The 20549-nt window shown below is 61.3% G+C and carries 16 protein-coding genes; 3 read left to right on the top strand and 13 right to left on the bottom strand.

Annotated features, from left to right (window positions below):
- The first annotated feature begins 234 nt into the window (after positions 1–234).
- The gene (locus tag K1X80_RS03975) at positions 235–1017 is read left to right on the top strand and encodes a hypothetical protein (protein WP_120731444.1); all 783 of its coding nucleotides are present in this window, start codon (positions 235–237) and stop codon (positions 1015–1017) included.
- An 8-nt stretch (positions 1018–1025) separates the two neighbouring features.
- On the opposite strand, the gene K1X80_RS03980 is transcribed toward K1X80_RS03975, so the two are convergent.
- Positions 1026–1622 (bottom strand): MarC family protein, encoded by a 597-nt coding sequence (locus K1X80_RS03980; protein ID WP_057437546.1) that lies wholly within the window; start codon positions 1620–1622, stop codon positions 1026–1028.
- A gap of 372 nt (positions 1623–1994) precedes the next feature.
- Between K1X80_RS03980 and K1X80_RS03985 the strand changes: the two genes are divergently transcribed.
- Positions 1995–2957 (top strand): IS110 family transposase, encoded by a 963-nt coding sequence (locus K1X80_RS03985; protein WP_076965387.1) that lies wholly within the window; start codon positions 1995–1997, stop codon positions 2955–2957.
- Between the two features lie 62 nt (positions 2958–3019).
- Here K1X80_RS03985 and K1X80_RS03990 read toward each other — a convergent pair whose 3' ends face one another.
- From K1X80_RS03990 to K1X80_RS04045, 12 genes are all read right to left on the bottom strand, one after another.
- The gene (locus tag K1X80_RS03990) at positions 3020–5797 is read right to left on the bottom strand and encodes a hybrid sensor histidine kinase/response regulator (protein WP_198830432.1); all 2778 of its coding nucleotides are present in this window, start codon (positions 5795–5797) and stop codon (positions 3020–3022) included.
- Positions 5798–5899: 102 nt separating this feature from the next.
- The gene (gene purD / locus K1X80_RS03995; protein ID WP_200659408.1) at positions 5900–7192 is read right to left on the bottom strand and encodes a phosphoribosylamine--glycine ligase; all 1293 of its coding nucleotides are present in this window, start codon (positions 7190–7192) and stop codon (positions 5900–5902) included.
- A gap of 104 nt (positions 7193–7296) precedes the next feature.
- Entirely contained in the window at positions 7297–8904 is a 1608-nt protein-coding gene (gene purH / locus K1X80_RS04000) for a bifunctional phosphoribosylaminoimidazolecarboxamide formyltransferase/IMP cyclohydrolase (RefSeq protein WP_057958208.1), read from the bottom strand.
- Positions 8905–8985: 81 nt separating this feature from the next.
- Positions 8986–9306 carry a DNA-binding transcriptional regulator Fis gene (gene fis / locus K1X80_RS04005; protein ID WP_003186237.1) on the bottom strand — a complete coding sequence of 107 codons (321 nt, stop codon included), beginning with the start codon at positions 9304–9306 and terminating at the stop codon, positions 8986–8988.
- Entirely contained in the window at positions 9303–10316 is a 1014-nt protein-coding gene (dusB, locus tag K1X80_RS04010) for a tRNA dihydrouridine synthase DusB (protein WP_057437552.1), read from the bottom strand. The genes fis and dusB overlap by 4 nt, the downstream gene beginning before the upstream one ends.
- 186 nt (positions 10317–10502) lie before the next feature.
- Positions 10503–11711 (bottom strand): DUF3426 domain-containing protein, encoded by a 1209-nt coding sequence (locus K1X80_RS04015; protein ID WP_169989296.1) that lies wholly within the window; start codon positions 11709–11711, stop codon positions 10503–10505.
- 30 nt (positions 11712–11741) lie between these two features.
- On the bottom strand, positions 11742–12620 hold the full coding sequence (prmA, locus tag K1X80_RS04020) for a 50S ribosomal protein L11 methyltransferase (protein ID WP_057958210.1): 879 nt from the start codon (positions 12618–12620) through the stop codon (positions 11742–11744).
- Positions 12621–12893: 273 nt separating this feature from the next.
- Positions 12894–14255 (bottom strand): acetyl-CoA carboxylase biotin carboxylase subunit, encoded by a 1362-nt coding sequence (gene accC, locus K1X80_RS04025; protein ID WP_003188188.1) that lies wholly within the window; start codon positions 14253–14255, stop codon positions 12894–12896.
- 17 nt (positions 14256–14272) lie between these two features.
- Entirely contained in the window at positions 14273–14737 is a 465-nt protein-coding gene (gene accB / locus K1X80_RS04030; RefSeq protein WP_057437565.1) for an acetyl-CoA carboxylase biotin carboxyl carrier protein, read from the bottom strand.
- 24 nt (positions 14738–14761) lie between these two features.
- Positions 14762–15217, bottom strand: coding sequence for a type II 3-dehydroquinate dehydratase (gene aroQ, locus K1X80_RS04035; protein ID WP_057437567.1), 456 nt, complete (start codon positions 15215–15217; stop codon positions 14762–14764).
- A gap of 300 nt (positions 15218–15517) precedes the next feature.
- Positions 15518–17479 (bottom strand): methyl-accepting chemotaxis protein, encoded by a 1962-nt coding sequence (locus tag K1X80_RS04040; RefSeq protein WP_220172673.1) that lies wholly within the window; start codon positions 17477–17479, stop codon positions 15518–15520.
- A 54-nt stretch (positions 17480–17533) separates the two neighbouring features.
- A complete protein-coding gene (locus K1X80_RS04045) occupies positions 17534–19204 on the bottom strand; it encodes a PleD family two-component system response regulator (protein WP_115127297.1) in 1671 nt (556 codons plus the stop codon).
- A 274-nt stretch (positions 19205–19478) separates the two neighbouring features.
- Between K1X80_RS04045 and K1X80_RS04050 the strand changes: the two genes are divergently transcribed.
- Complete coding sequence (locus K1X80_RS04050) at positions 19479–20546, top strand: DUF2333 family protein (protein WP_057958214.1); 1068 nt, start codon at positions 19479–19481, stop codon at positions 20544–20546.
- The last annotated feature ends 3 nt before the right edge of the window (positions 20547–20549 follow it).

A 20549-nucleotide genomic window follows, 5' to 3' on the forward strand; every position in this document is an offset into this window, starting at 1 on the left:
ACCTCTGTGTTCTGCCGCGTCATTTCGCAATGCCATTAACGGTTCCTCTCTTTCAGTTGCAGAAAGTAAGCCTGCGATTATCAGGCGTCACCCCATCCCCAGTATTTACGCGGTGTGCAACAAACTCTGATTTTTCCTACGGTGAAATGACGCTCTCCGTACCCCCTGAAAAAAGTTCAATCACGCGACTAGTGTTTCTTGTAAGCCCATGTGGGTTTTTGTGGAGAAACAGTTATGGAGCGCAAACATAAACGAATCAATCTGGCTAAAAAGAACAAGCTGATCGCGGCGTACCGACTGCCGCTGAGCAGCCGGCCGGCGGGTTCGCCGGCGCCGGTGCAGGCTGACGGCGACCTGAATGGCGCGGTGATCAATAACAGTGTGTTTTCGTTTGTCGCGGGCATGAGCCGCCTCAACAAGGAATACACCCGCAAGAGTTACCTGTTGGCCAGCAGCTACGTGAGTGATGTGCTGAAAGTGGGGCGCGGCACGCAGGCCTGGTACGACGAGTTCATCAAGGTCATGGGCAACCTGGGGTGGCTGCCGATACGCAGCAGTTTCGAGCGCGTCACCACCTCCGTGAAGGGCCTGAGCGTGCAGGTGGCGGCGCTGAATATCATCACCTCCACGGTGGCCTCGACGTTTCTGTCAGGCTCCCTGGCGATGGTGCTGCCCAAGTTGGCGGCGGATGCTTTCGACGCCTTGAAACAGCTGTCGGCACCCTTTGATCTGTTCAAGCGCAACATCGTCAACCATGAGGGCGGCGACTTTGGCCTGGCGTCCTGTTCCGAGGTCGACGGTGAGGTGTTGATGGTGCTGGTGACCTACAGCGCCCAGGGCGTCAGCAAGAAAGTGGGGGTGCCGTTTTTTGAATGGGACAGCTCCACGGTCGAAGCCTACAGCGGCCAGACCTGCCTGATGCTCAACCCTGCCGTGGTCAACGACGCAACCCTCCAGCAGTTGCGTGAGAGTGCGGGCGACAAGGTCTTGCTGGCCATCGCCCAATATCGGATCTGACCGGGGCCTCAGGGCACCAAGTAACCGCGTACGCCGGTAAAGATGATCTGCGCCGCCAGCGCACAGACGAACAAGCCCATCAGGCGGCTGACAATCTGCAGCCCTTGGTCGCCGAGGATGCGTTCGATGCGGTTGGACAGATACAGCACCACGCCCACTGTCAGGCTGGCCAGGGCGATGCTGAGAATGGCCATGAGCTTGTCATCCCAATGGGGCTGGCTGACACCCATTACCAGCAGTGCGCCTATGGTGCCGGGGCCGACGGTCAAGGGGATGGTCAGGGGGACGATAGTCACGTCCTGCTGCACATTGTCGGTCTGCACTGCCGACTTGCCCTGGGCCATGCCCAGGGCGGAGATAAACAGCACACTGCCGGCGCCGATGCGGAAGGCGTCCACGGTGATGCCAAATACACTGAAAATCACCCGGCCAAACAGGTAGAGCAACACGCTCGACACCAGCGTCGCCAGGGCGACCTTCCAGGCCAGGCGTCGCCGCTCCTTGCTGGAATAGCCCCGGGTCAGGCTGATAAAGCAGGACAGGACGAAGAAGGGGCTATACAGCACCAGCATCTTCAAATAAACGCTGAACAACACGTGGAGCATGGTGGGAGCTCACAGCGAAGGAAGGGCGAGGGGGAGTTTATCAGGCTTGTGGGCCAGAAGGCGCGACTGCGAACCAATGTGGGAGTGGGCTTGTGTGGGAGCTGGCTTGCCTGCGATAGCATCACCTCGGTGCAACTGGAAAACCAGGGTGCCTGCATCGCAGGCAAGCCAGCTTGTATGGTTAGACTTGTAGGGGTGGTGGGACTAAAAGCCAGCATCTGACTCTAGCCAGTACAGACCGTGGGAGACTTCGTCCCACCCCTTCACCAAAGCGCCGATAAGGAATGCATCGGCCATGACCGACGATAGAAGCAAGCCAGCGCAACGGTGAAGCCCCGACAAGCCCGTAAACCCTAACCCGGAGCTTTTCTCATGGCAATGACTGTCTCGCAATCAATCATTGGAGTGGATGTCGCTAAAGCCGAAGTAGTTGTTTATCAAAGTGAAACTGCTGAAACAAAGATCGTATCGAACAAGAAAAGCGAGCTGAAGGCATGGCTGAAGTCTTTGCCTGCGGGCAGCGCCATCGCAATTGAAGCCACCAATATCTATCACGTGGATACCGTCAATTTGGCTCATTCGATGGGCCATATCGTTTACGTGATTGATGGATATCGCCTTAGCCATTACCGCAAAGGCACAGGTGGTCGCGCTAAAACAGACTTCAGTGATGCGCAGTTGCTGGCTCGCTACTTGAAGAATGAACAGGCTGATTTACGCGCCTGGAATCCGCCGCCGAAGATTTATACCAAGCTTCAAAGCTTGCTGCGTCGACGCGCAGCGCTGGTGAAAATGCGTGTTGCACTGAATCAGAGCTGGGCGGGCGAGCCATCACTCAAGGCCTCGTCCAAGAGCATTTCAGCGTGTCTTGATAGGCATGAGGGGCTCATTGAGAAAAGGATATTAGATGCTGTTACTGAGGCGGGGCTTTTGCATCAGGTCAAGCGCTGCCAAGCCGTCGAGGGCATTGGTTTTCTGACAGCGGTTGCCCTGGTAATGGCGTTTCAGCGAGGAGAATTTGAAAGTGCTGACGCTTACATCGCGTTCTTGGGAATGGACTTGAGAGTATCCGATTCCGGGCAAATGAGCGGACGCCGCTCATTGAGCAAGAAGGGAGATTCAGAGATACGCAGATTGCTGCATAACGCGGCGTCAGCAGGTATCAGGTCAGAAGCCTGGAAACCTTTATACGAGGGTTATCTGGCCAGGGGCCTGAAAACGACTCAAGCCCTGGTCATCATTGGCCGCAAGCTGGCGCGCATCGCCTTTTCGCTCATGAAAAACCTGAGCGAATACCAGTCAAAAGCGGTTTTGGGGGCTTCCCCAAAACCATAGAATCTCCCACACAAGCCAGTTCCCCCAAACCAGCTCTGGCCCCCACAGGGATGTGTGGTGATTCAGGACGTGTGCGCCTGCTCCTGCGGCTGCTCGCGCTGTGTCACCCAGTACTCCACCAGCTCGCGCAGTTGCGACAGTTCTACCGGCTTGGCCATATGCCCATCCATCCCGGCCTGGCGTGCGCGTTCCTTGTGTTCCGAGAGGATGTGCGCGGTCAGCGCCACCACCGGCGTGCGGGTGCGCTGGTTGCTGACTTCCCAGACCCGCAACTGCTGGGTCGCGGAGAAGCCATCGAGCACCGGCATTTCGCAGTCCATCAACACCAGGTCATAGCGCTGGGCCTTCATCGCCTGCAAGGCTTCCTCGCCATTGCTGGCCGTGTCGGGTTGCAGGTTGAGCTTGCCGAGCATGCCGCGAATCACTTTGGTGGAGATGCTGTTGTCTTCGGCCACCAGGATGCGGAAATCGCTGGGCACGGTGATGGTCACGGGGACGTTCGGCGCGGCATGGCGCGGCTGGACCACACCCTTGCTGCGCTGGGTCAACTCGTCGGCCAGGGTGGTCTTGAGGGTGTAGCCCGCCACTGGTTTGGCCAGGATGCGCTTGATCCCGCAGTTGCGCGCGATGATCTTGCTCGGCGCATTGCTGATGCCGGTGAGCATGATCAGCAGGATGTCGTGGTTCAGGCTCGGGTCTTCCTTGATCTTCGCCGCCAGTTGCATGCCGGTCATGCCGGGCATGTTCTGGTCCAGCAGCACCACATCGAAATAGTCGCGCAGGTGCGCCTTGGTACGCAGCAGGGCCAGGGCCTCCTTGCCCGACGGTACGGCGCTGACATTCAGGCCCCAGGCGGTGCATTGCTGCACCAGCACCTTGCGGCAGGTGTCGTTGTCGTCCACCACCAACACCCGCGCACCTTGCAGCGGGCCGTCGAGGTCCGAGGTCGGGTGTTCCAGGCGCTCCGGGTCCAGGGGCAAGGTCAGCCATAGGGTGCTGCCTTGCTGGCTGCCCGCCTTGATGCCGAACTCGCCATTCATCAACAGGATCAGCTGGCGGGCGATCACCAGGCCGAGGTGGCCGCTCAGGCGCGTGGCCGAGAGGAAGTTCTTGCTGTGCAGTTCGCTGTGCAGCAGGGCATCGCGCTCGGCGGCCTCCATCGGCACGCCGCTGTCTTGCACGGCGATGCGCAGGCGCGGTTTGCTGCTGCGCTCATCCAGGGCGACCACGATCAGCACTTCGCCTTCGTCGGTCTTTTGCAGGGCGTTTTCCAGCAGGCTCAACAGGGCCTGGCGCAGGCGTGTCGGGTCGCCACTGATGACCCGTGGCACCTGGGGCTGGATAAAGCTGATCAGCTCGACGTTCTGCTGCTCGGCCTTGGCGCGGAAAATACTCAGGCAGTCTTCGATCAGGGCATTGAGGTCGAACTGCACATCGTCCAGTTCGATCTGCCCGGACTCGAGCTTGGAGATGTCGAGAATCTCGTTGATCAGGGTCAGCAGTTCATTGCCGGCGCTGTGGATGGTCTGCACGTAGTCGCGCTGCTTGACCGACAGCGGCGTGCCCAGCAGCAACTCGGTCATGCCCAGCACGCCGTTCATGGGGGTGCGGATTTCGTGGCTGATCTTCGCCAGGAACTCGGCCTTGGCCGCAATTTCGGCATTGCTGGCAGCCAGGTCGCGGCTGAGGCTGAAGCGATCCTCGACGATGCTGCGCTGGCGCTCGCCCAGGGCCTGGCTCATCAACAGGCCGCTGACGCAGATCACCGCCAGCAAGGTGATGATCAGGCCTTGCGGCGCCACCAGGGTCAGGCCCAGCAGGGCCGGGAGGATAATCAGCGTGCCGGTGTTGAACACCACCATGGCGAGCAGGAACAGGCGTGCCGGCCGGTAGCCTTTTTGCCAGTGGTAGGCCGAGACAAACAGCATGCTCAGGCCGGCCAGCGCCACCAGGGCGTAGGTGATGATATTCAGCGGCAGGGTGTTGACGAACAGCAGCAACAGGCCGCACAGCACGATCAACAGGATGTCCGCCATCAGCAACTTGTTCAGCGGGTGCGGGCCCAATGGCGCGAAGAAACGGTAGGCGAACATCAGGCCGCATGGCGCGGTCAGCAGCAACGCCATGTAGGCGCCCGGGGTTTGCACCGCCTGCCAGTTCGGCAGCCACGGGCCCAGCAGGTTGAGCAACAGCAACAGGCTGAGCATCAGCAGCACTTCGCAGGCCGCCAGCCACAGGCTGCTGCGCGAGCGATGGTAGGCGTAGCGGGTGAGGTTGTGCAGGATCAGCATCAGCAGGCAGCCGAACAACAGGCCGTAGACCAGGGTCTGGGTCTGGTTGGCGGCGGCCTGCACGGCCGGTTCCAGGGTCAGGTAGGGCCGCAGCTCATGCTCCGAGACCAGGCGCACATACACATCCAGGGGCCTCTGGCTCTGGGGCATGGGCAGCATGAATTCGCTGCTGGGCAGTGGGCGTTCGGCCTGGGGTTGGCGGGTGCCGGTGTTGATCTGCTCGATCAGCGTGTCGCCGTCCAGCACATACAGATTGAGATGCGCCAGGTCCGGCGCGAAGACCCGCAGCACTTGCTCGTGCTTGCCGGGTTGCAGCTTGAAACGTACCCATAGCGCACCGTTGGGTTCGGCGGCGGTGATCCGTTCCAGTTCAATAGGGCTGAATTGGTTGATATAGCGTGGCGAGCGAATATCGCTCAATTGCAGGTCGGCCTGTTCATCAAGCAATACGGCCCAGCCGCTGCCTTGCGCAACGGCCTGGGCCGGCAACAGACAGAGCAGGGTCAGCAGACTGACCGTGAAGATTATGGCGATCCTGAGCCAGCGCACGGCGAAATCCCTTCGTAGGTTAATGCACGGGGTTAACTATGCGCGGGACCGTAATGGGACGGCAAGGGCCAAAGGCCCCTGCCTAGCCGAACGGATAGCTGTTTACTGACTCTCGCCCCGCTCACGGGCAATGGCGCGATAGCCGATGTCCTTGCGGTAGAAACAGCCCTGCCAGTCGATTTTTGCAGCCAGCTTGTAGGCTTGCTGCTGGGCGGCATCGACACTGGCGCCCATGGCGGTGGCGCACAGCACGCGGCCACCGGCGGTAACCACCTGGCCATCCTTGAGCGCGGTCCCGGCATGGAACACCTTGCCTTCCAGCGTAGCCGCGGCGTCCAGGCCCTGGATCAGGTCACCCTTGGCGTAGTCGGCAGGGTAGCCGCCGGCGGCCAGCACGATGCCGACGCTTGGGCGTGGATCCCACTGGGCTTCAACCTTGTCCAGCGCTTGCGCCAGGGCGGCTTCCACCAGCAGCACCAGGCTCGACTGCAGACGCAGCATCACCGGTTGGGTTTCCGGGTCGCCGAAGCGGCAGTTGAACTCGATGACTTTCGGGTTGCCGGCCTTGTCGATCATCAACCCGGCGTACAGGAAGCCGGTGTAGACATTGCCTTCATCGGCCATGCCGCGCACGGTCGGCCAGATCACCAGGTCCATGACGCGCTGGTGCACGTCGGCGGTGACCACCGGGGCAGGGGAGTAGGCACCCATGCCGCCGGTATTCGGGCCGGTGTCGCCGTCGCCGACGCGCTTGTGGTCCTGGCTGGTGGCCATCGGCAAGACGTTCTTGCCGTCGACCATCACGATGAAGCTGGCTTCTTCGCCATCGAGGAATTCTTCGATCACCACCCGCGAACCGGCGTCACCGAAGGCATTGCCGGCGAGCATGTCGCGCACCGCGTCTTCGGCTTCCTGCAGGGTCATCGCCACGATCACGCCTTTACCGGCGGCCAGGCCATCGGCCTTGATCACGATGGGGGCGCCTTTCTCACGCAGGTAAGCCAGGGCGGGCTCGATCTCAGTGAAGTTCTGGTAGTCGGCAGTCGGGATCTTGTGGCGAGCCAGGAAATCCTTGGTGAAGGCTTTCGAACCTTCCAACTGGGCGGCGCCAGCGGTAGGGCCGAAGCAGTCCAGGCCACGGCTGCGGAACAGGTCCACGACGCCGGCCACCAGCGGTACTTCAGGGCCGACGATGGTCAGGGACACGTTCTTTTCGGCGAAGTCGGCCAGTTGCTCCAGGGCCAAGACGTCGATGGCGACGTTTTCGCACTTGGCTTCAATGGCGGTACCGGCGTTGCCGGGCGCGACGTAGACTTTCTGGACGCGAGGGTCCTGGGCGACTTTCCAGGCCAGGGCGTGTTCACGGCCACCGCTGCCAATGATCAAAACATTCATTTCAAAAACCTCAAATTCTGTTAGTTGATCGTTCCCACGCTCTGCGTGGGAATGCCTCTACGGACGCCCTGCGTCCGAGGGACGCGGAGCGTGGGCGCGATCAATCAGTGACGGAAGTGGCGCATGCCAGTAAAGACCATGGCAATGCCGGCTTCATCAGCGGCGGCAATCACTTCAGCATCACGCATCGAGCCACCCGGTTGGATCACCGCAGTCACGCCCGCTTTTGCAGCGTTGTCCAGGCCATCACGGAACGGAAAGAACGCGTCCGAGGCCATCACCGAACCGACCACCTGCAAGCCGGCGTGTTCGGCCTTGATCGCTGCAATACGCGCCGAGTTCACGCGGCTCATCTGGCCAGCGCCGACACCGATGGTCTGGCGGTTCTTGGCGTAGACGATGGCGTTGGACTTAACGTACTTGGCTACTTTCCAGGCGAAGATCAGGTCGTTGATCTCTTGCTCGGTCGGTGCGCGCTTGGTCACCACTTTCAGGTCTTGGCTGCCGATCATGCCGATGTCGCGGCTCTGCACCAGCAAGCCGCCATTGACGCGCTTGTAGTCCCAGGCAGCGGCACGCTCAGCCGACCACTCGCCACAGGCCAGCAGGCGCACATTGGCCTTGGCGGCGACGATGGCGCGGGCCTCTTCGCTGACGGATGGGGCAATGATCACTTCGACGAACTGACGCTCGACGATGGCCTTGGCGGTCTCGGCGTCCAGTTCGCGGTTGAAGGCGATGATGCCGCCGAATGCCGATTCGGTGTCGGTGGCGTAGGCCAGTTCGTAGGCCTGGCGGATCCCGCCTTCAGCGTCCGGGCTCACGGCCACGCCGCACGGGTTGGCGTGCTTGACGATCACGCAGGCTGGCTTAACGAAGCTCTTCACACATTCCAGCGCGGCGTCGGTATCAGCCACGTTGTTGTAGGACAGCTCTTTGCCCTGCAGTTGGGTCGCGGTGGCGATCCCCACTTCGGCAGGCTTGGCTTCCACGTAGAACGCCGCGCTCTGGTGCGGGTTCTCGCCGTAGCGCATTTCCTGGGCCTTGATGAACTGGCTGTTGAAGGTGCGCGGGAACTGGCTGCGGCCTTCAGTGCTGAGGGTCTCGGCGGCCTGGTTCACGGTGCCCATGTAGTTGGCGATCATGCCGTCATAGGCCGCCGTGTGTTCGAAGGCCTTGAGCATCAGGTCGAAACGCTGGGCGTAGGTCAGGCCGCCAGCTTTCAGGCTTTCCAATACTTGGGCGTAGTCGCTGGCGTTGACCACAATGGCCACGTCTTTGTGGTTCTTGGCTGCCGAGCGCACCATGGTCGGGCCGCCGATATCAATGTTCTCGATAGCGGTCGGCAGGTCGCAGCCTGGCTTGTTGATGGTGGCTTCAAACGGGTAGAGGTTGACGGCCACCAGGTCGATCGGCTTGATGCCGTGCTCGTTCATGATGGCATCGTCGATACCGCGACGGCCGAGGATGCCGCCGTGGATTTTCGGGTGCAGGGTCTTGACCCGACCGTCCATCATTTCTGCGAAACCGGTGTAGTCCGCGACTTCTACTGCGGCCACGCCGTTGTCCTGCAGCAGTTTGAAGGTCCCGCCCGTGGAGAGGATTTCCACACCCAGGGCTTCCAGCTCCCGGGCAAATTCGAGGATCCCGGTCTTGTCGGAAACACTGATCAAGGCGCGGCGGATCGGCAGGCGGGTAGTCTGGTCGGTCATCTCAATTTCCATCAAAAGCAAAGGAGTCAGCAAAAAAGGCGACCGGTTTTACGCGGGCGCCTTTCTGGTTTGATTGAATGCTTACAGCAAATCGTACTGTTTGAGCTTCTTGCGCAGGGTCCCACGGTTCAGGCCCAGCAGCTCACTGGCTTTGGTCTGGTTGCCCTTGACGTAGTTCATCACGCTTTCGAGCAAGGGCGCCTCGACTTCGGAGAGCACCAGGTTGTACACATCCGTGACGGCCGCGCCCTCAAGGTGGGCGAAATAATTGTGCAGCGCTTTCTCGACGCTCCCGCGAAGGGTCTGGCCTTCTTCGCTCGGCGTGTTGAGGTGCTGTTTCAAATTGACGTTGTCGCTCACGGGTGTTGTTCCACTCACTAAAGTCTCGGTCATCATCGTCATGCGGCCACCCCTTCTCCGTCCCCTGCTCTCAGGCTCTTGTCTCGTTCGGCAAAGAACTCACGAACGGCGGTGACCTGTGCTTGCGTTTCATCCAAACGATTGAACCCGGTGCGAAACTCTTTGGCGCCGGGCAGGGTTGCGAGGTACCAACCCACATGCTTGCGAGCAATGCGCGCGCCCATCACGTCCCCATAGAAGATGTGCAGGGCGGCCAGATGCTCTAGCAGAATACGTTCCACCTCGATCAGCCCCGGTGCCGGCATGATTTCGCCGGTACGCAGGAAATGCTCGATCTCACGAAAAATCCATGGCCGCCCCTGGGCGGCCCGGCCGATCAACAGGCCATCGGCACCGGTTGCGTGCAATACGCGCCGGGCTTTCTCGGCCGAGTCGATGTCGCCGTTGGCAAAGACCGGAATCGACACTGCCTGCTTGATCGCGGCAATGGTGTCGTATTCGGCCTCGCCGGTATAAAGGTCAGCGCGGGTGCGGCCATGCACCGCCAATGCTGCAATGCCTGCCTGTTCGGCGATCTTCGCCACCGTCAGGCCGTTCTTGTTGTCCCGGTCCCAGCCGGTGCGAATCTTCAGGGTGACCGGCACATCCACTGCACCCACCACGGCGTGCAGGATCTCGGCCACCAACTGCTCATCCTTCAACAGGGCGGAACCGGCGGCCTTGTTGCAGACCTTTTTTGCCGGGCAACCCATGTTGATATCAATAATCTGTGCACCCAGCTCTACGTTGGCTCGGGCCGCATCCGCCAGCATTTGCGCATCACCGCCGGCGATCTGCACCGAGCGGGGCTCGGGATCACCTTCGTGGATCATGCGCATCCGCGATTTGCGGGTGTTCCACAAGCTCATGTCGCTGGTGACCATTTCCGAGACTACAAGCCCTGCCCCCAAACGTTTGCACAGCTGACGAAAGGGCTGGTCAGTGACGCCCGCCATCGGGGCGAGAATCAAAGCGTTTGGCAATGTATATGGGCCGATGCGTACCGCCGACATAGGACTTCCCTGTTGTGGGGCCGGATCATTAGAGTTCGAAAAAGGGTTGGCATGATACCCGCTCTCGATGACTGGTTAAAGGCTGAATTGGATAAAATCTGAGCAGTTATTTTCTTATCGCCAGCGGTTTGGTCGTGGACGAGCAAGTCAATAACCTGCCGTCCGAACCTTGACGCGCGCAACCAATCACTCGGGGGAGTGGAAACTCAAACTGTAGTTCACGGCCTTGTTGCCTGGGTCGAGAATGTCCAGGGCGATATGGATCGGGGTCTGGGACGGCATCTCGGTCTGGCCGGCCAACTCGCCGCTGAGGTACTCGGCGGGTTTGAAGCGCCGGCTGGCGATCATCCGGCCATTAAGGTCGGCAAAGCGCAGCTCCAGCAGCGGGAACGGCTGGGAGAACGTCGCACGGTTATAGATGATGGCATCCACCACCAGCGCGCCGGCAAACTCCGGATGGCTGCGCACCACCAGGTTGCTGCTCTTGATATGGGCAATATCCACCCGCGACGGCACGGTACAGCCCAGTTTCGGGCACAGTTCCTGGAACCATGGGCGGTACTTGTCCTGGCGGGCCAGTTCGTCGAACTGGTAGGCAATGTACTGGCCGGCGAGGGCGGCGGCGGCCAGCAGCACCAGGGTCAGCCAGAGCAGGCGGCGGCCCCAGCCGGCGGGGCGCTTGCCGGCGTAGAGGTGCAGCGGGTCGTCTTCCAGGTCCTGCAGCATCTCGTCATGGACGTTGCCCGTGGCGCGTGTGCGCTTGCGGCGTGGTTCAGGCTCGGGCTCGTCCGGCTCGCTGCTGAGCGTTGGCTCGGGCGGGTCGAGAGCGTCGTCGGCACGCAGCACGGGCTCATCGTCCACCTCGTGAATGTCGAAGGACATCGAGGGCTCGGTACGCTGGGGCTTGCCCGTGGGGGCCGGGGCTGGTTCGACGGTTTCCTCGGTGTGGGCGATTGTCGCAGCCCGTTCGTCCGGCGGGTCGCTGAACAGGCTGGCGGCCCACTGTTCTTCTTCAGCCTTGACCGTATCGCGGCTGGCGATCATCGACTCGTCTTTTTGCCGACGGTCCGCGCCGGCCTGGCGGCGGTCGCTGCCCTGGGGCTGGGTGTGTTGGATCTCCCGGCGCTCGAGCTTGGCCAATTCTTCGTCGAGGTTCAGGTGGTCCAGGTCCAGCTCTTCGGCGGTCCATTGCTTCTGGCTGATGGCGCGTGGCGGGGCTTCGGCAGCCGGCGCTTCAGGCGCGTGGGCGCGTTGCTCCAGCAGTTGCCGGGCGGCATTGAACACTTGCAGGCACGAGCCGCAACGAACCACACCACGGGCCACGCTCAATTGAGCATGGCTGGCGCGGAAGCGGGTTTGGCAATGCGGGCACTGGGTGACGAAACTGTCGGTCATGCGGCCATCCGATTCATGCAGGCGCTCATTCTAGCGCCGACGACCGCTGATGCGTACCCAGCCATCGCGGTTGGCGATGGGGTCCAGGTCGAAGTCCTGGGCGTAGGCGGCGGCGACTTCTTCGCCCTGCTCGGCGAGGATCCCCGACAGCGCCAGGCGCCCACCGGGCCTGACCAGGCTCGACAGTTGCGGAGCCAGCGAAACCAGCGGCCCGGCGAGGATATTGGCGACCAATACATCGGCCTGCACCTGGGGCAATTGCTCCGGCAGGTACAGTGGGAATTTGCCTTCAGGAATGTTGTTGCGCCCGGCGTTATCGCGGGAGGCCTCCAGGGCCTGCACGTCAATATCGGTACCGACGGCTTCCTTGGCGCCCAGCAACAGCGCGGCGATGGCCAGGATGCCCGAGCCGCAACCGAAGTCCAGCACGTTGCAGCCTTGCAGGTCCTGGCCGTCGAGCCATTCCAGGCACAGGGCGGTGGTCGGATGGGTGCCGGTGCCGAACGCCAGGCCCGGGTCCAGCAGCAGGTTGACCGCCTCAGGCTCCGGGGCCGCGTGCCAGCTTGGTACGATCCACAGGCGCTGGCCGAAACGCATGGGCTGGAAGTTATCCATCCAGCTGCGCTCCCAGTCCTGGTCTTCGATCACTTCGCTATGGTGCTCGGGCAGCGGGCCGCCGGTCAGCAGTTCCATATGGGCAAACACGCTGCTGGCGTCGGTGCCGTCTTCGAACAGGGCCAGCAAGTGGGTGTGGGACCACAGCGGCGTGGTGTTCAGCTCAGGCTCGAAAATCGGCTGGTCTTCGGCGTCCATGAAGGTCACCGACACGGCGCCGACTTCGAGGAACGCGTCTTCATAGGTTTCGGCTTGTTCTGGGCTGATGGCGAGACGGACTTGCAGCCAAGGCATGGCGGGCACCTTTGAAAAAATGAGTGTGCAGCGGGGTGGGGCTGCGAAAGGGCGCAAGTTTACGCGAGAGCAGGCCAGAAGACGACACCACTGACAGCACGGGAGCCAAATGTGGGGGCTGGCTTGCCTGCGATGGCGGGGTGTCAGCTTGCTCATCAGTGCCTGGCCTGCCGCTATCGCAGGCAAGCCAGCTCCTACAGGGTTTTGTGGTGTTCTTGTGTGCGCATAAACGACAAAACCGCCCGAAGGCGGTTTTGTGGGTGGAGCACAAACTTACTGGTTGGCCAGCTTGTGTTCCAGGTAGTGAATGTTCACACCACCTTCGCAGAAGCCTTCATCACGAACCAGATCCCGATGCAGGGGGATGTTGGTCTTGATGCCGTCGACCACGATTTCGTCCAGGGCATTGCGCATACGGGCCATGGCCTCGTCGCGAGTGGCGCCCCAGGTGATCAGCTTGCCGATCAGCGAGTCGTAGTTGGACGGAACCTTGTAGCCGCTGTACAGGTGCGAATCGACGCGAACGCCGTTGCCGCCTGGTGCATGGAAATGCTTGACCAGGCCTGGACTCGGGATAAAGGTTTTCGGGTCTTCGGCGTTGATCCGGCACTCCAGGGAGTGACCGTGCATCTTCACGTCGTCCTGGGTAAAGGACAGCACGTTGCCAGCGGCGATGCTCAGCATCTCCTTGACGATGTCGATACCGGTGACCATCTCCGAAACCGGGTGCTCTACCTGCACACGAGTGTTCATCTCGATGAAGTAGAAGCGGCCGTTCTCGTAGAGGAACTCGAAAGTCCCGGCGCCACGGTAGTTGATATCGATGCAAGCCTTGACGCAGCGTGCCAGGACTTCCTGACGTGCTTTTTCATCCAGGCCCGGTGCCGGAGCTTCTTCCAGGACTTTCTGGTGACGGCGTTGCAGCGAGCAATCGCGGTCGCCCAGGTGGATGGCGTGGCCCTGGCCGTCGGACAGTACCTGGACTTCCACGTGACGTGGGTTGGTCAGGTACTTTTCCAGGTAGACCATCGGGTTGCCGAACCAGGCACCCGCTTCGGAGCGAGTCTGCTTGGCCGCTTCGATCAGGTCTTCTTCCTTGTGCACCACGCGCATGCCGCGACCACCACCGCCGCCGGCGGCCTTGATGATCACCGGGTAACCGACTTCGCGACCAATGCGCAGGGCGGTTTCCTCGTCTTCCGGCAGTGGGCCGTCGGAGCCTGGAACGGTTGGCACGCCGGCTGCGATCATCGCGTCCTTGGCCGACACCTTGTCGCCCATCAGGCGAATGGTCTCGGCTTTCGGGCCGATGAAGGCGAAGCCGGATTTTTCCACCTGTTCGGCGAAATCGGCGTTTTCCGCGAGGAAGCCGTAGCCAGGGTGGATGCCGTCAGCGCCGGTCACTTCAGCCGCGGCGATGATGTTCGAGACCTTCAGGTACGAGTTCGTGGCCAGTGGCGGGCCAATGCAGATGCTTTCGTCCGCCAGTTTCACGTGCATCAATTCGGTATCGGCCGTCGAGTAAACAGCGACGGTCTTGATGCCCTCTTCCTTACAGGCGCGCAGGATCCGCAGCGCGATCTCGCCGCGGTTGGCGATCAGGACTTTTTGCAGTTTCTTCGCAGGTTTCAACATCGAAGGCGCTCCGCGGTTCAAACGATGGTGAACAGCGGCTGGTCGTACTCAACCGGCTGACCGTTTTCTACCAGGATGGATTCGATGACGCCGGCTTTTTCGGCCGTGATGTGGTTCATCATCTTCATCGCTTCCACGATGCAGATGGTGTCGCCCACTTTCACGGTCTTGCCCACTTCAACGAAGGCTGGCGAGGTCGGTGCCGGGGTGCGGTAGAAAGTACCGACCATTGGCGACTTGACCACGAAACCGTTCAGCGCAGGGGCAGCAGGTGCGGCAGGTGCAGCGCTAGCAGCAGGTGCGGCGGCTGGAGCAGCAGCGGCAGGCGCCGGCGCTTGCATCTGGGGTGCGTAGAACTGTTGGGCCGGGGTCTTGCTGTGACGGCTGATCCGTACGGATTCTTCGCCTTCCTTGATTTCCAGCTCGTCGATACCGGATTCTTCCAGCAGTTCGATCAGTTTCTTAACTTTACGGATATCCATGAATCATCAACTCCCAAGGGTCGGTCAGGGGCGTTTAGCCTGTTCTTCAATGTGTTCCAGGGCGGCCTCCAGGGCCAGTCGGTAACCGCTGGCGCCAAGGCCGCAGATCACTCCTACCGCTACGTCGGAGAAGTAAGAGTGATGGCGGAAAGCTTCGCGTTTATGCACGTTCGATAAATGCACTTCGATGAATGGGATGCTCACCGCCAGCAGCGCGTCACGTAAAGCAACACTTGTGTGCGTAAAAGCGGCGGGATTGATCAGGATAAAGTCCACGCCTTCGCTGCGCGCGGCGTGAATGCGATCAATCAATTCATACTCGGCATTGCTTTGCAGGTAGAGCAGATGGTGGCCGGCTTCACGGGCCCGTCGCTCCAGATCGAGGTTGATCTGTTCGAGGGTGACTGCACCGTACACACCCGGTTCGCGGGTGCCGAGCAGGTTCAGGTTGGGTCCGTGCAGAACCAGTAAGGTCGCCATCGGCTGTTCCTTGTTATTGATGTGGGTACGTCAGAACCCGGCGACTATGCCGCAAAGCCTTTGTGACTGTCCAGTTCTCTGCAATAGCCAGCACGATTAGCGAGGATTGCGCAAAATTTGTGACTAGGGCCTTGGATCCGGTCATTGGTAACACGGTTGCGAGTACACAGGAGATCAAATGTGGGAGCGGGCTTGCTCGCGAATGCGGTGTATCAGTCAACCTATCCATCACTGACCCACCGCATTCGCAAGCAAGCCCGCTCCCACATTTTTGATGTCCGTCTGATTTGGAGGATGGAATCAGACGCGAAATGCCTGCACTGCCGTGTTGAGCTGCCCGCCGAGCACCAACAGATGCTCGCCCTGGCGGCGGCCTTGGCCAATGCGCAGCAGGTTGTCCTCACCCAACTGGTGGATGCGCTCGCTATTATCGCGGATCTCACTGACCGCGCCGCTCTGCTGGGCCGTTACATCGGCAATCCGGATGGCTGTGTCGGAAATGGTCTGGATCGCGCCGACGATTTCGTCCAGTGCGCCGTCGGCCGCTTCGGCTTGCTGGGCGGTGGCTTCGGCGTGTTCGACCTGGGCGCGCATGCCTTCCACCGATTGCCGTGCTGCGGTTTGCAGGCCGGCGATCAAGGTCTGGATCTCGGCGGTGGCGCCCGCCGTGCGCTGGGCCAGGGAGCGTACTTCGTCGGCGACCACGGCAAACCCACGCCCGGCCTCACCGGCGCGGGCGGCTTCGATGGCGGCGTTGAGCGCCAGCAGATTGGTCTGCTCGGCAATCGAGCGGATCACCGTGAGCACGTTGCCAATGGTCGCGGACTCTTCGGCGAGTTTCTCGATCATTTGCGCATTGCCCTGCACTTCGCCCACCAGCGCGTGCAGGCCGGTCAGGCTCAAGCCGATCACCCGCTGGCCATGCTCTACGGCCTCGCCGGCGCTGCGGCTGGCCCCGGCGGCCTGGCTGGCGTCACCCGCGACCTGCTGGATAGTGGCCTCCAACTCGCCCAATGAATCACGGATTTGCGCAGTGTCCCCGGCCTGGCGTTCGGCGCCGTCATGCAGGCCGCCGCTCAGTTCGGCCAGGGCGCGGCTGCTGCCGGCCACTTGCTCGGCATTTGCGCGAATAGTGCCCACCAGGTTCACCAGGTAAGTCCGCAGGCGATTGAGCGAGGCTTCAATATCATGCAGTTCACGGTTGGTTGCACCCAGGGCGATCTCCTGGCTGAAGTCGCCCTCGGCCCAGGTCGACAGGGCCGGCGCCAGGCTGGTCAGCACCCGCGCCAGGCGCCGTTGCAGGGTGTCGATGAGCAGGGCGATCATCAGGATCAGGCCAATCATTACGCCCTGGATCACCCGCACTTCGCCCTGGATTCGAGCGTGCTGGGCGCGCACTTCGGGCTCCAGCGCAGCAATGGCGTGCTGCACGGTGTTGATTTTCAGGTGGGTGGCGGCGGCCAGTTCGGTACGTTTCTGGATTTGCTCGCGGGTCCGCGCCAGTTCGGAAGGGTAGCGCGTGAGCAGGCTGTTGAGCTCGCGCTTGAGGCCTACGCCGGTGTCTTCGGCGACCGTGGTTTCGCTGCTTTCCAGGCCCATCAACGCCGAAAAATCATCGCTGTTGGAGGCACTGCTGGCGGTCACGCCCAACAGTGGTAGCTGCTCAATCAAGTCCGCCTGGCTGCGGATGTTGGCCAGTTCACGCTCCACATCGGCCGCCAGCTCGCTGCGCCCACTGCTCACCAGTTTGTCCCGCGCCAGGGATAGCCGCCCCAGATGCTGCGCGGCGGCGAGCAACGGTGGTAGATAACGCGCCGCGTCCGGTGAGCTGACGCCGATGGCGTACTGGCTCAGTTGCTCCAGATTGGCCCCCAGCTCCCGCTCGGCTTGCAGCAGCAAGGCTTGTGGGTCGCCGGCCAGCTTGCCGGCGGCCAGCAGGTCGGTCTTGCTGAAACCCTCAAGGTCCAGCAAGCCGGGGCGCAATTTTTCGCTTAGCTCAGGCGGCAGCTCGTCCAGGTTCAGCGCCAGGCTTTCCAGGCTCTGGCCGGCAGCGCTCAGGCGCAAGGCATCGCCGCTGGCCAAATAGTCGTCGATATTGCGCGCGGTCTGGTTCTGGAAGGCTTGGGACAGGCCCAGGTAGCGCTCCATCAGCACATAAGGGCGTTCAAGCGCCCGTTGCGACCACCAGAGCGTAGCGCCCAGGGCCAGGCAAACGGCGACCAGCAGAAGGGTATTGAGATTTGTCAGCAGCTTCAGGCGCATGCGTGGTTTCAACCAACGGCGGAAGAATAAGTGCCTGAAGTTATTGCGTTTTCGTTACAGCGTTATGACGGACTGAGTGGAATCCGATGAAAAGGTGGCACTTTGCCTTGACGTGCCTGCGGCGTGCACGCGATTGCGCCCGGCGTCCTTGGCGCGGTACAGCGCTTCGTCGGCCTGGGCGGCCATCATCAGGCTGTCGGAGCCGTCGCACAGCTCGACCACTCCGGCGCTGAAGGTGCACCACAAGTCCTGGGGCTGGGCCGGGTAGTGGATTTCGGCAAAGCGCCCACGGATTTCATCGAGCACTTTGCAAGCGGCGTCCAGGTCGGTGTCGGGCATCACGATGGCGAATTCTTCGCCGCCGTAACGGCCGATGTAGTCGGTCTTGCGCAGGCGCTGCTTGAGAAACAGCGCCAGGCTCTTGATCACGCGGTCGCCCATGGGGTGGCCGTGGCTGTCGTTGACCCGCTTGAAGTGGTCAATGTCGAGCATGGCAAAGCTCAATGGCTTGTTCTCGCGGCGCGAGCGGAAGCTGCAGTCTTCCAGCAGTTGCAGGATATGGGTGTGGTTGTACAGGCCGGTCAGGCTGTCGCGCACCATCCGCGCCTTGAGGTGGCGGGCGCGGGCGGCGCGGTTGCGCACGGTGGTGATCAGGTGGCGCGGCTTGATCGGCTTGGTGAGGAAGTCGTCGCCGCCTTCGCTCATGGCGTCCAGCTGTTTATCCAGGTCATCTTCGGCCGACAGATAAATGATCGGCACGCTGACATAGCGGTCATTGTGGCGGATCACCTTGGCCAACTCGGTGCCGGTACAGGCTGGCATATACATGTCGAGGATGATCAGGTCGGGCTGGAAGTCCGCCAGCTCGGCCATGGCCTGGATCGGCTCGATCAGGGTGCGGGTGACGATCCCGGCGCTGTTGAGCAGGCGTTCGGTGTGCATCGCCTGGGCGCGGGAGTCGTCGATGATCAACACTTTATAGGGTTCGTACTGGGCGACGCAGGTCAGCACCTCGATTTTTTCCAGCAGGCTCGACGCCTCCAGGGTCCCGGTAAGGAACTCCTGGCCACCGGCGCGCACGGCGGCCAGGCGGGTGGGGGTGTCGGTTTCGTGCAGGCTGAAGAACAGCAGCGGCAGTTTCTGCTCCAGGCCTTCCTGGGCTTCGGCGGCCAATTTCAGGCCCAGGCCGGCGCCACAGAAGTCCACGTCCATCACAATCGCCGCCGGCAGGCGTTCGGCCATGGACGAACGGAAGGCGGCCACGCTGTCCAGAGACTGCGCACTCAAACCAAAGAATTCCAGCTGCTTGGCCAGGCGCTCGGCGCGGTCGTGATCGGCGAGCATCACGTAGATCGGCTTGCGCATCGGCGGCAGGAAGGTCTGATCCAGCTGGTCGCCCTGACGCAGGCCGGTCCGCGACAGGCGCTGCATCAAACGGTTGAGGTCGGTGATCAGGTGACTGCTCAGGCGGCCGCGGTTTTCGTCCACGGCTTTAAGCGACTCGATGATGTGCCGGGCCAGTTGGCCATGCTCGGGTTGTTCGAAGCGTTCGGCAAAACGCAGCAGGCGCAGATTGGCCTCGCTGAGTTCATTCAATTCGGCGTTCGACCATTCGCTGCGCTGTAAACGCTGCCAGATCTCAAGAATTTGACGCGCCTGATGAATTACCCGCTGGGCAAAGTGGTGCTTGAGACGCTCACGACTGGGGTCTTCTGGCTCGGTCATATCCTGACTACTAGGTAAGGGTGCATGCTGAGGTCGACTGGTGGCTCTATGCTAGCACCTCTTTTCATTCGCACGAGTGTCATACGTCAATTAACTGCAGCGTCCTGTGGATTCATTTGCTGACCCTTGGGTCGCGTAGGCGCATCGGCGCCCATCCTTTATAGTTGAGTGCCAGCTTTACGCCACCTTGATTAAAAGCCCCGCACCGACGGGCACGATGGGGTAGGGTTGTGGTCGTAGCTATTGAACTCAAGTGACTGAAAGGATATCCGCCATGCTGGACTGGAAAAACCGTGCAGGCAGCGCCCCAGGCCCAAGCCCTGCGCCCAAGTCGGCCTCCCGCAGCTATTTTCGTAATCTGTTGATGAGCCGTGCCCTGATGACCCTGGTGGTGATTTACCTGTTGGTCACCGGTGGCCTGGGCTGGTATTGGAGCCAGGAGCCGGCGTTGTTCCCGGTCCAGCAAAATGCGCAAATTGCCGCCGAAAAAGACGGCAAACAAATGGTGCTCGGCTTTACCACTGTCGAAACCGTCAAGACCGTGGTGGGTACCCTGCTGAACAAGCCTGGCGGTTATATTTCCAATGACCGCTTCCCGCCTGGGTTGTGGATGGACAATATGCCCAGCTGGGAATATGGCGTGCTGGTGCAGGTGCGTGACCTGACCCGTGCCCTGCGCAAGGACTTCGCCCGCTCGCAATCGCAATCGGCCGAAGACGCCGACCTGGCCAAGGCCGAGCCGCGCTTTAACTTCGACAACAAGAGCTGGGTGCTGCCCTCCAGCGAATCGGAGTACCAGGAAGGCATCAACTCCCTGAACCGCTATCAGGCGCGTCTCTCCGACCCCAACCAGAAAGGCGCGTTGTTCTACGCGCGTGCCGACAACCTGAACAACTGGCTGGGCGATGTTGCTACCCGCCTCGGTTCGTTGTCGCAGCGCCTGTCGGCCAGTGTCGGCCGGGTCAAGCTCAATACCGCGCTGAAAACCGAAACGCTGGCGCCGGGCGAAGTGCCGCAGCTCGATGAAGAAGTGGTGGAAACCCCATGGATGCAGATCGACAACGTGTTCTACGAGGCCCGCGGCCAGGCCTGGGCCCTGTCCCACCTGTTGCGCGCCATCGAAGTCGACTTTGCCGACGTGCTGGCCAAGAAAAACGCCACCGTCAGCGTGCGCCAGATCATTCGTGAGCTGGAGGCGTCCCAGGAAACCCTGTGGAGCCCGATGATCCTCAATGGCAGCGGCTATGGCGTATTGGCCAACCACTCGCTGGTGATGGCCAACTACATCTCCCGCGCCAACGCGGCGGTGATCGACTTGCGTCAACTGCTGAACCAGGGTTGAGTC

Origin of the sequence: Pseudomonas sp. So3.2b (assembly GCF_019464415.1) — a bacterium.
GTDB classification, from domain to species: domain Bacteria; phylum Pseudomonadota; class Gammaproteobacteria; order Pseudomonadales; family Pseudomonadaceae; genus Aquipseudomonas; species Aquipseudomonas shahriarae.

Bases quoted from the DNA above. Each gene is read 5' to 3' on its own strand.
- purH (WP_057958208.1), bottom strand. From the start codon at position 8,904: ATGACCGACCAGACTACCCGCCTGCCGATCCGCCGCGCCTTGATCAGT.
- dusB (WP_057437552.1), bottom strand. From the start codon at position 10,316: ATGTCGGCGGTACGCATCGGCCCATATACATTGCCAAACGCTTTGATT.
- K1X80_RS04050 (WP_057958214.1), top strand. From the start codon at position 19,479: ATGCTGGACTGGAAAAACCGTGCAGGCAGCGCCCCAGGCCCAAGCCCT.
- K1X80_RS04015 (WP_169989296.1), bottom strand. From the start codon at position 11,711: ATGACCGACAGTTTCGTCACCCAGTGCCCGCATTGCCAAACCCGCTTC.
- accB (WP_057437565.1), bottom strand. From the start codon at position 14,737: ATGGATATCCGTAAAGTTAAGAAACTGATCGAACTGCTGGAAGAATCC.
- accC (WP_003188188.1), bottom strand. From the start codon at position 14,255: ATGTTGAAACCTGCGAAGAAACTGCAAAAAGTCCTGATCGCCAACCGC.
- prmA (WP_057958210.1), bottom strand. From the start codon at position 12,620: ATGCCTTGGCTGCAAGTCCGTCTCGCCATCAGCCCAGAACAAGCCGAA.
- K1X80_RS04040 (WP_220172673.1), bottom strand. From the start codon at position 17,479: ATGCGCCTGAAGCTGCTGACAAATCTCAATACCCTTCTGCTGGTCGCC.
- K1X80_RS04045 (WP_115127297.1), bottom strand. From the start codon at position 19,204: ATGACCGAGCCAGAAGACCCCAGTCGTGAGCGTCTCAAGCACCACTTT.
- purD (WP_200659408.1), bottom strand. From the start codon at position 7,192: ATGAATGTTTTGATCATTGGCAGCGGTGGCCGTGAACACGCCCTGGCC.
- aroQ (WP_057437567.1), bottom strand. From the start codon at position 15,217: ATGGCGACCTTACTGGTTCTGCACGGACCCAACCTGAACCTGCTCGGC.
- fis (WP_003186237.1), bottom strand. From the start codon at position 9,306: ATGACGATGATGACCGAGACTTTAGTGAGTGGAACAACACCCGTGAGC.
- K1X80_RS03980 (WP_057437546.1), bottom strand. From the start codon at position 1,622: ATGCTCCACGTGTTGTTCAGCGTTTATTTGAAGATGCTGGTGCTGTAT.
- K1X80_RS03985 (WP_076965387.1), top strand. From the start codon at position 1,995: ATGGCAATGACTGTCTCGCAATCAATCATTGGAGTGGATGTCGCTAAA.
- K1X80_RS03975 (WP_120731444.1), top strand. From the start codon at position 235: ATGGAGCGCAAACATAAACGAATCAATCTGGCTAAAAAGAACAAGCTG.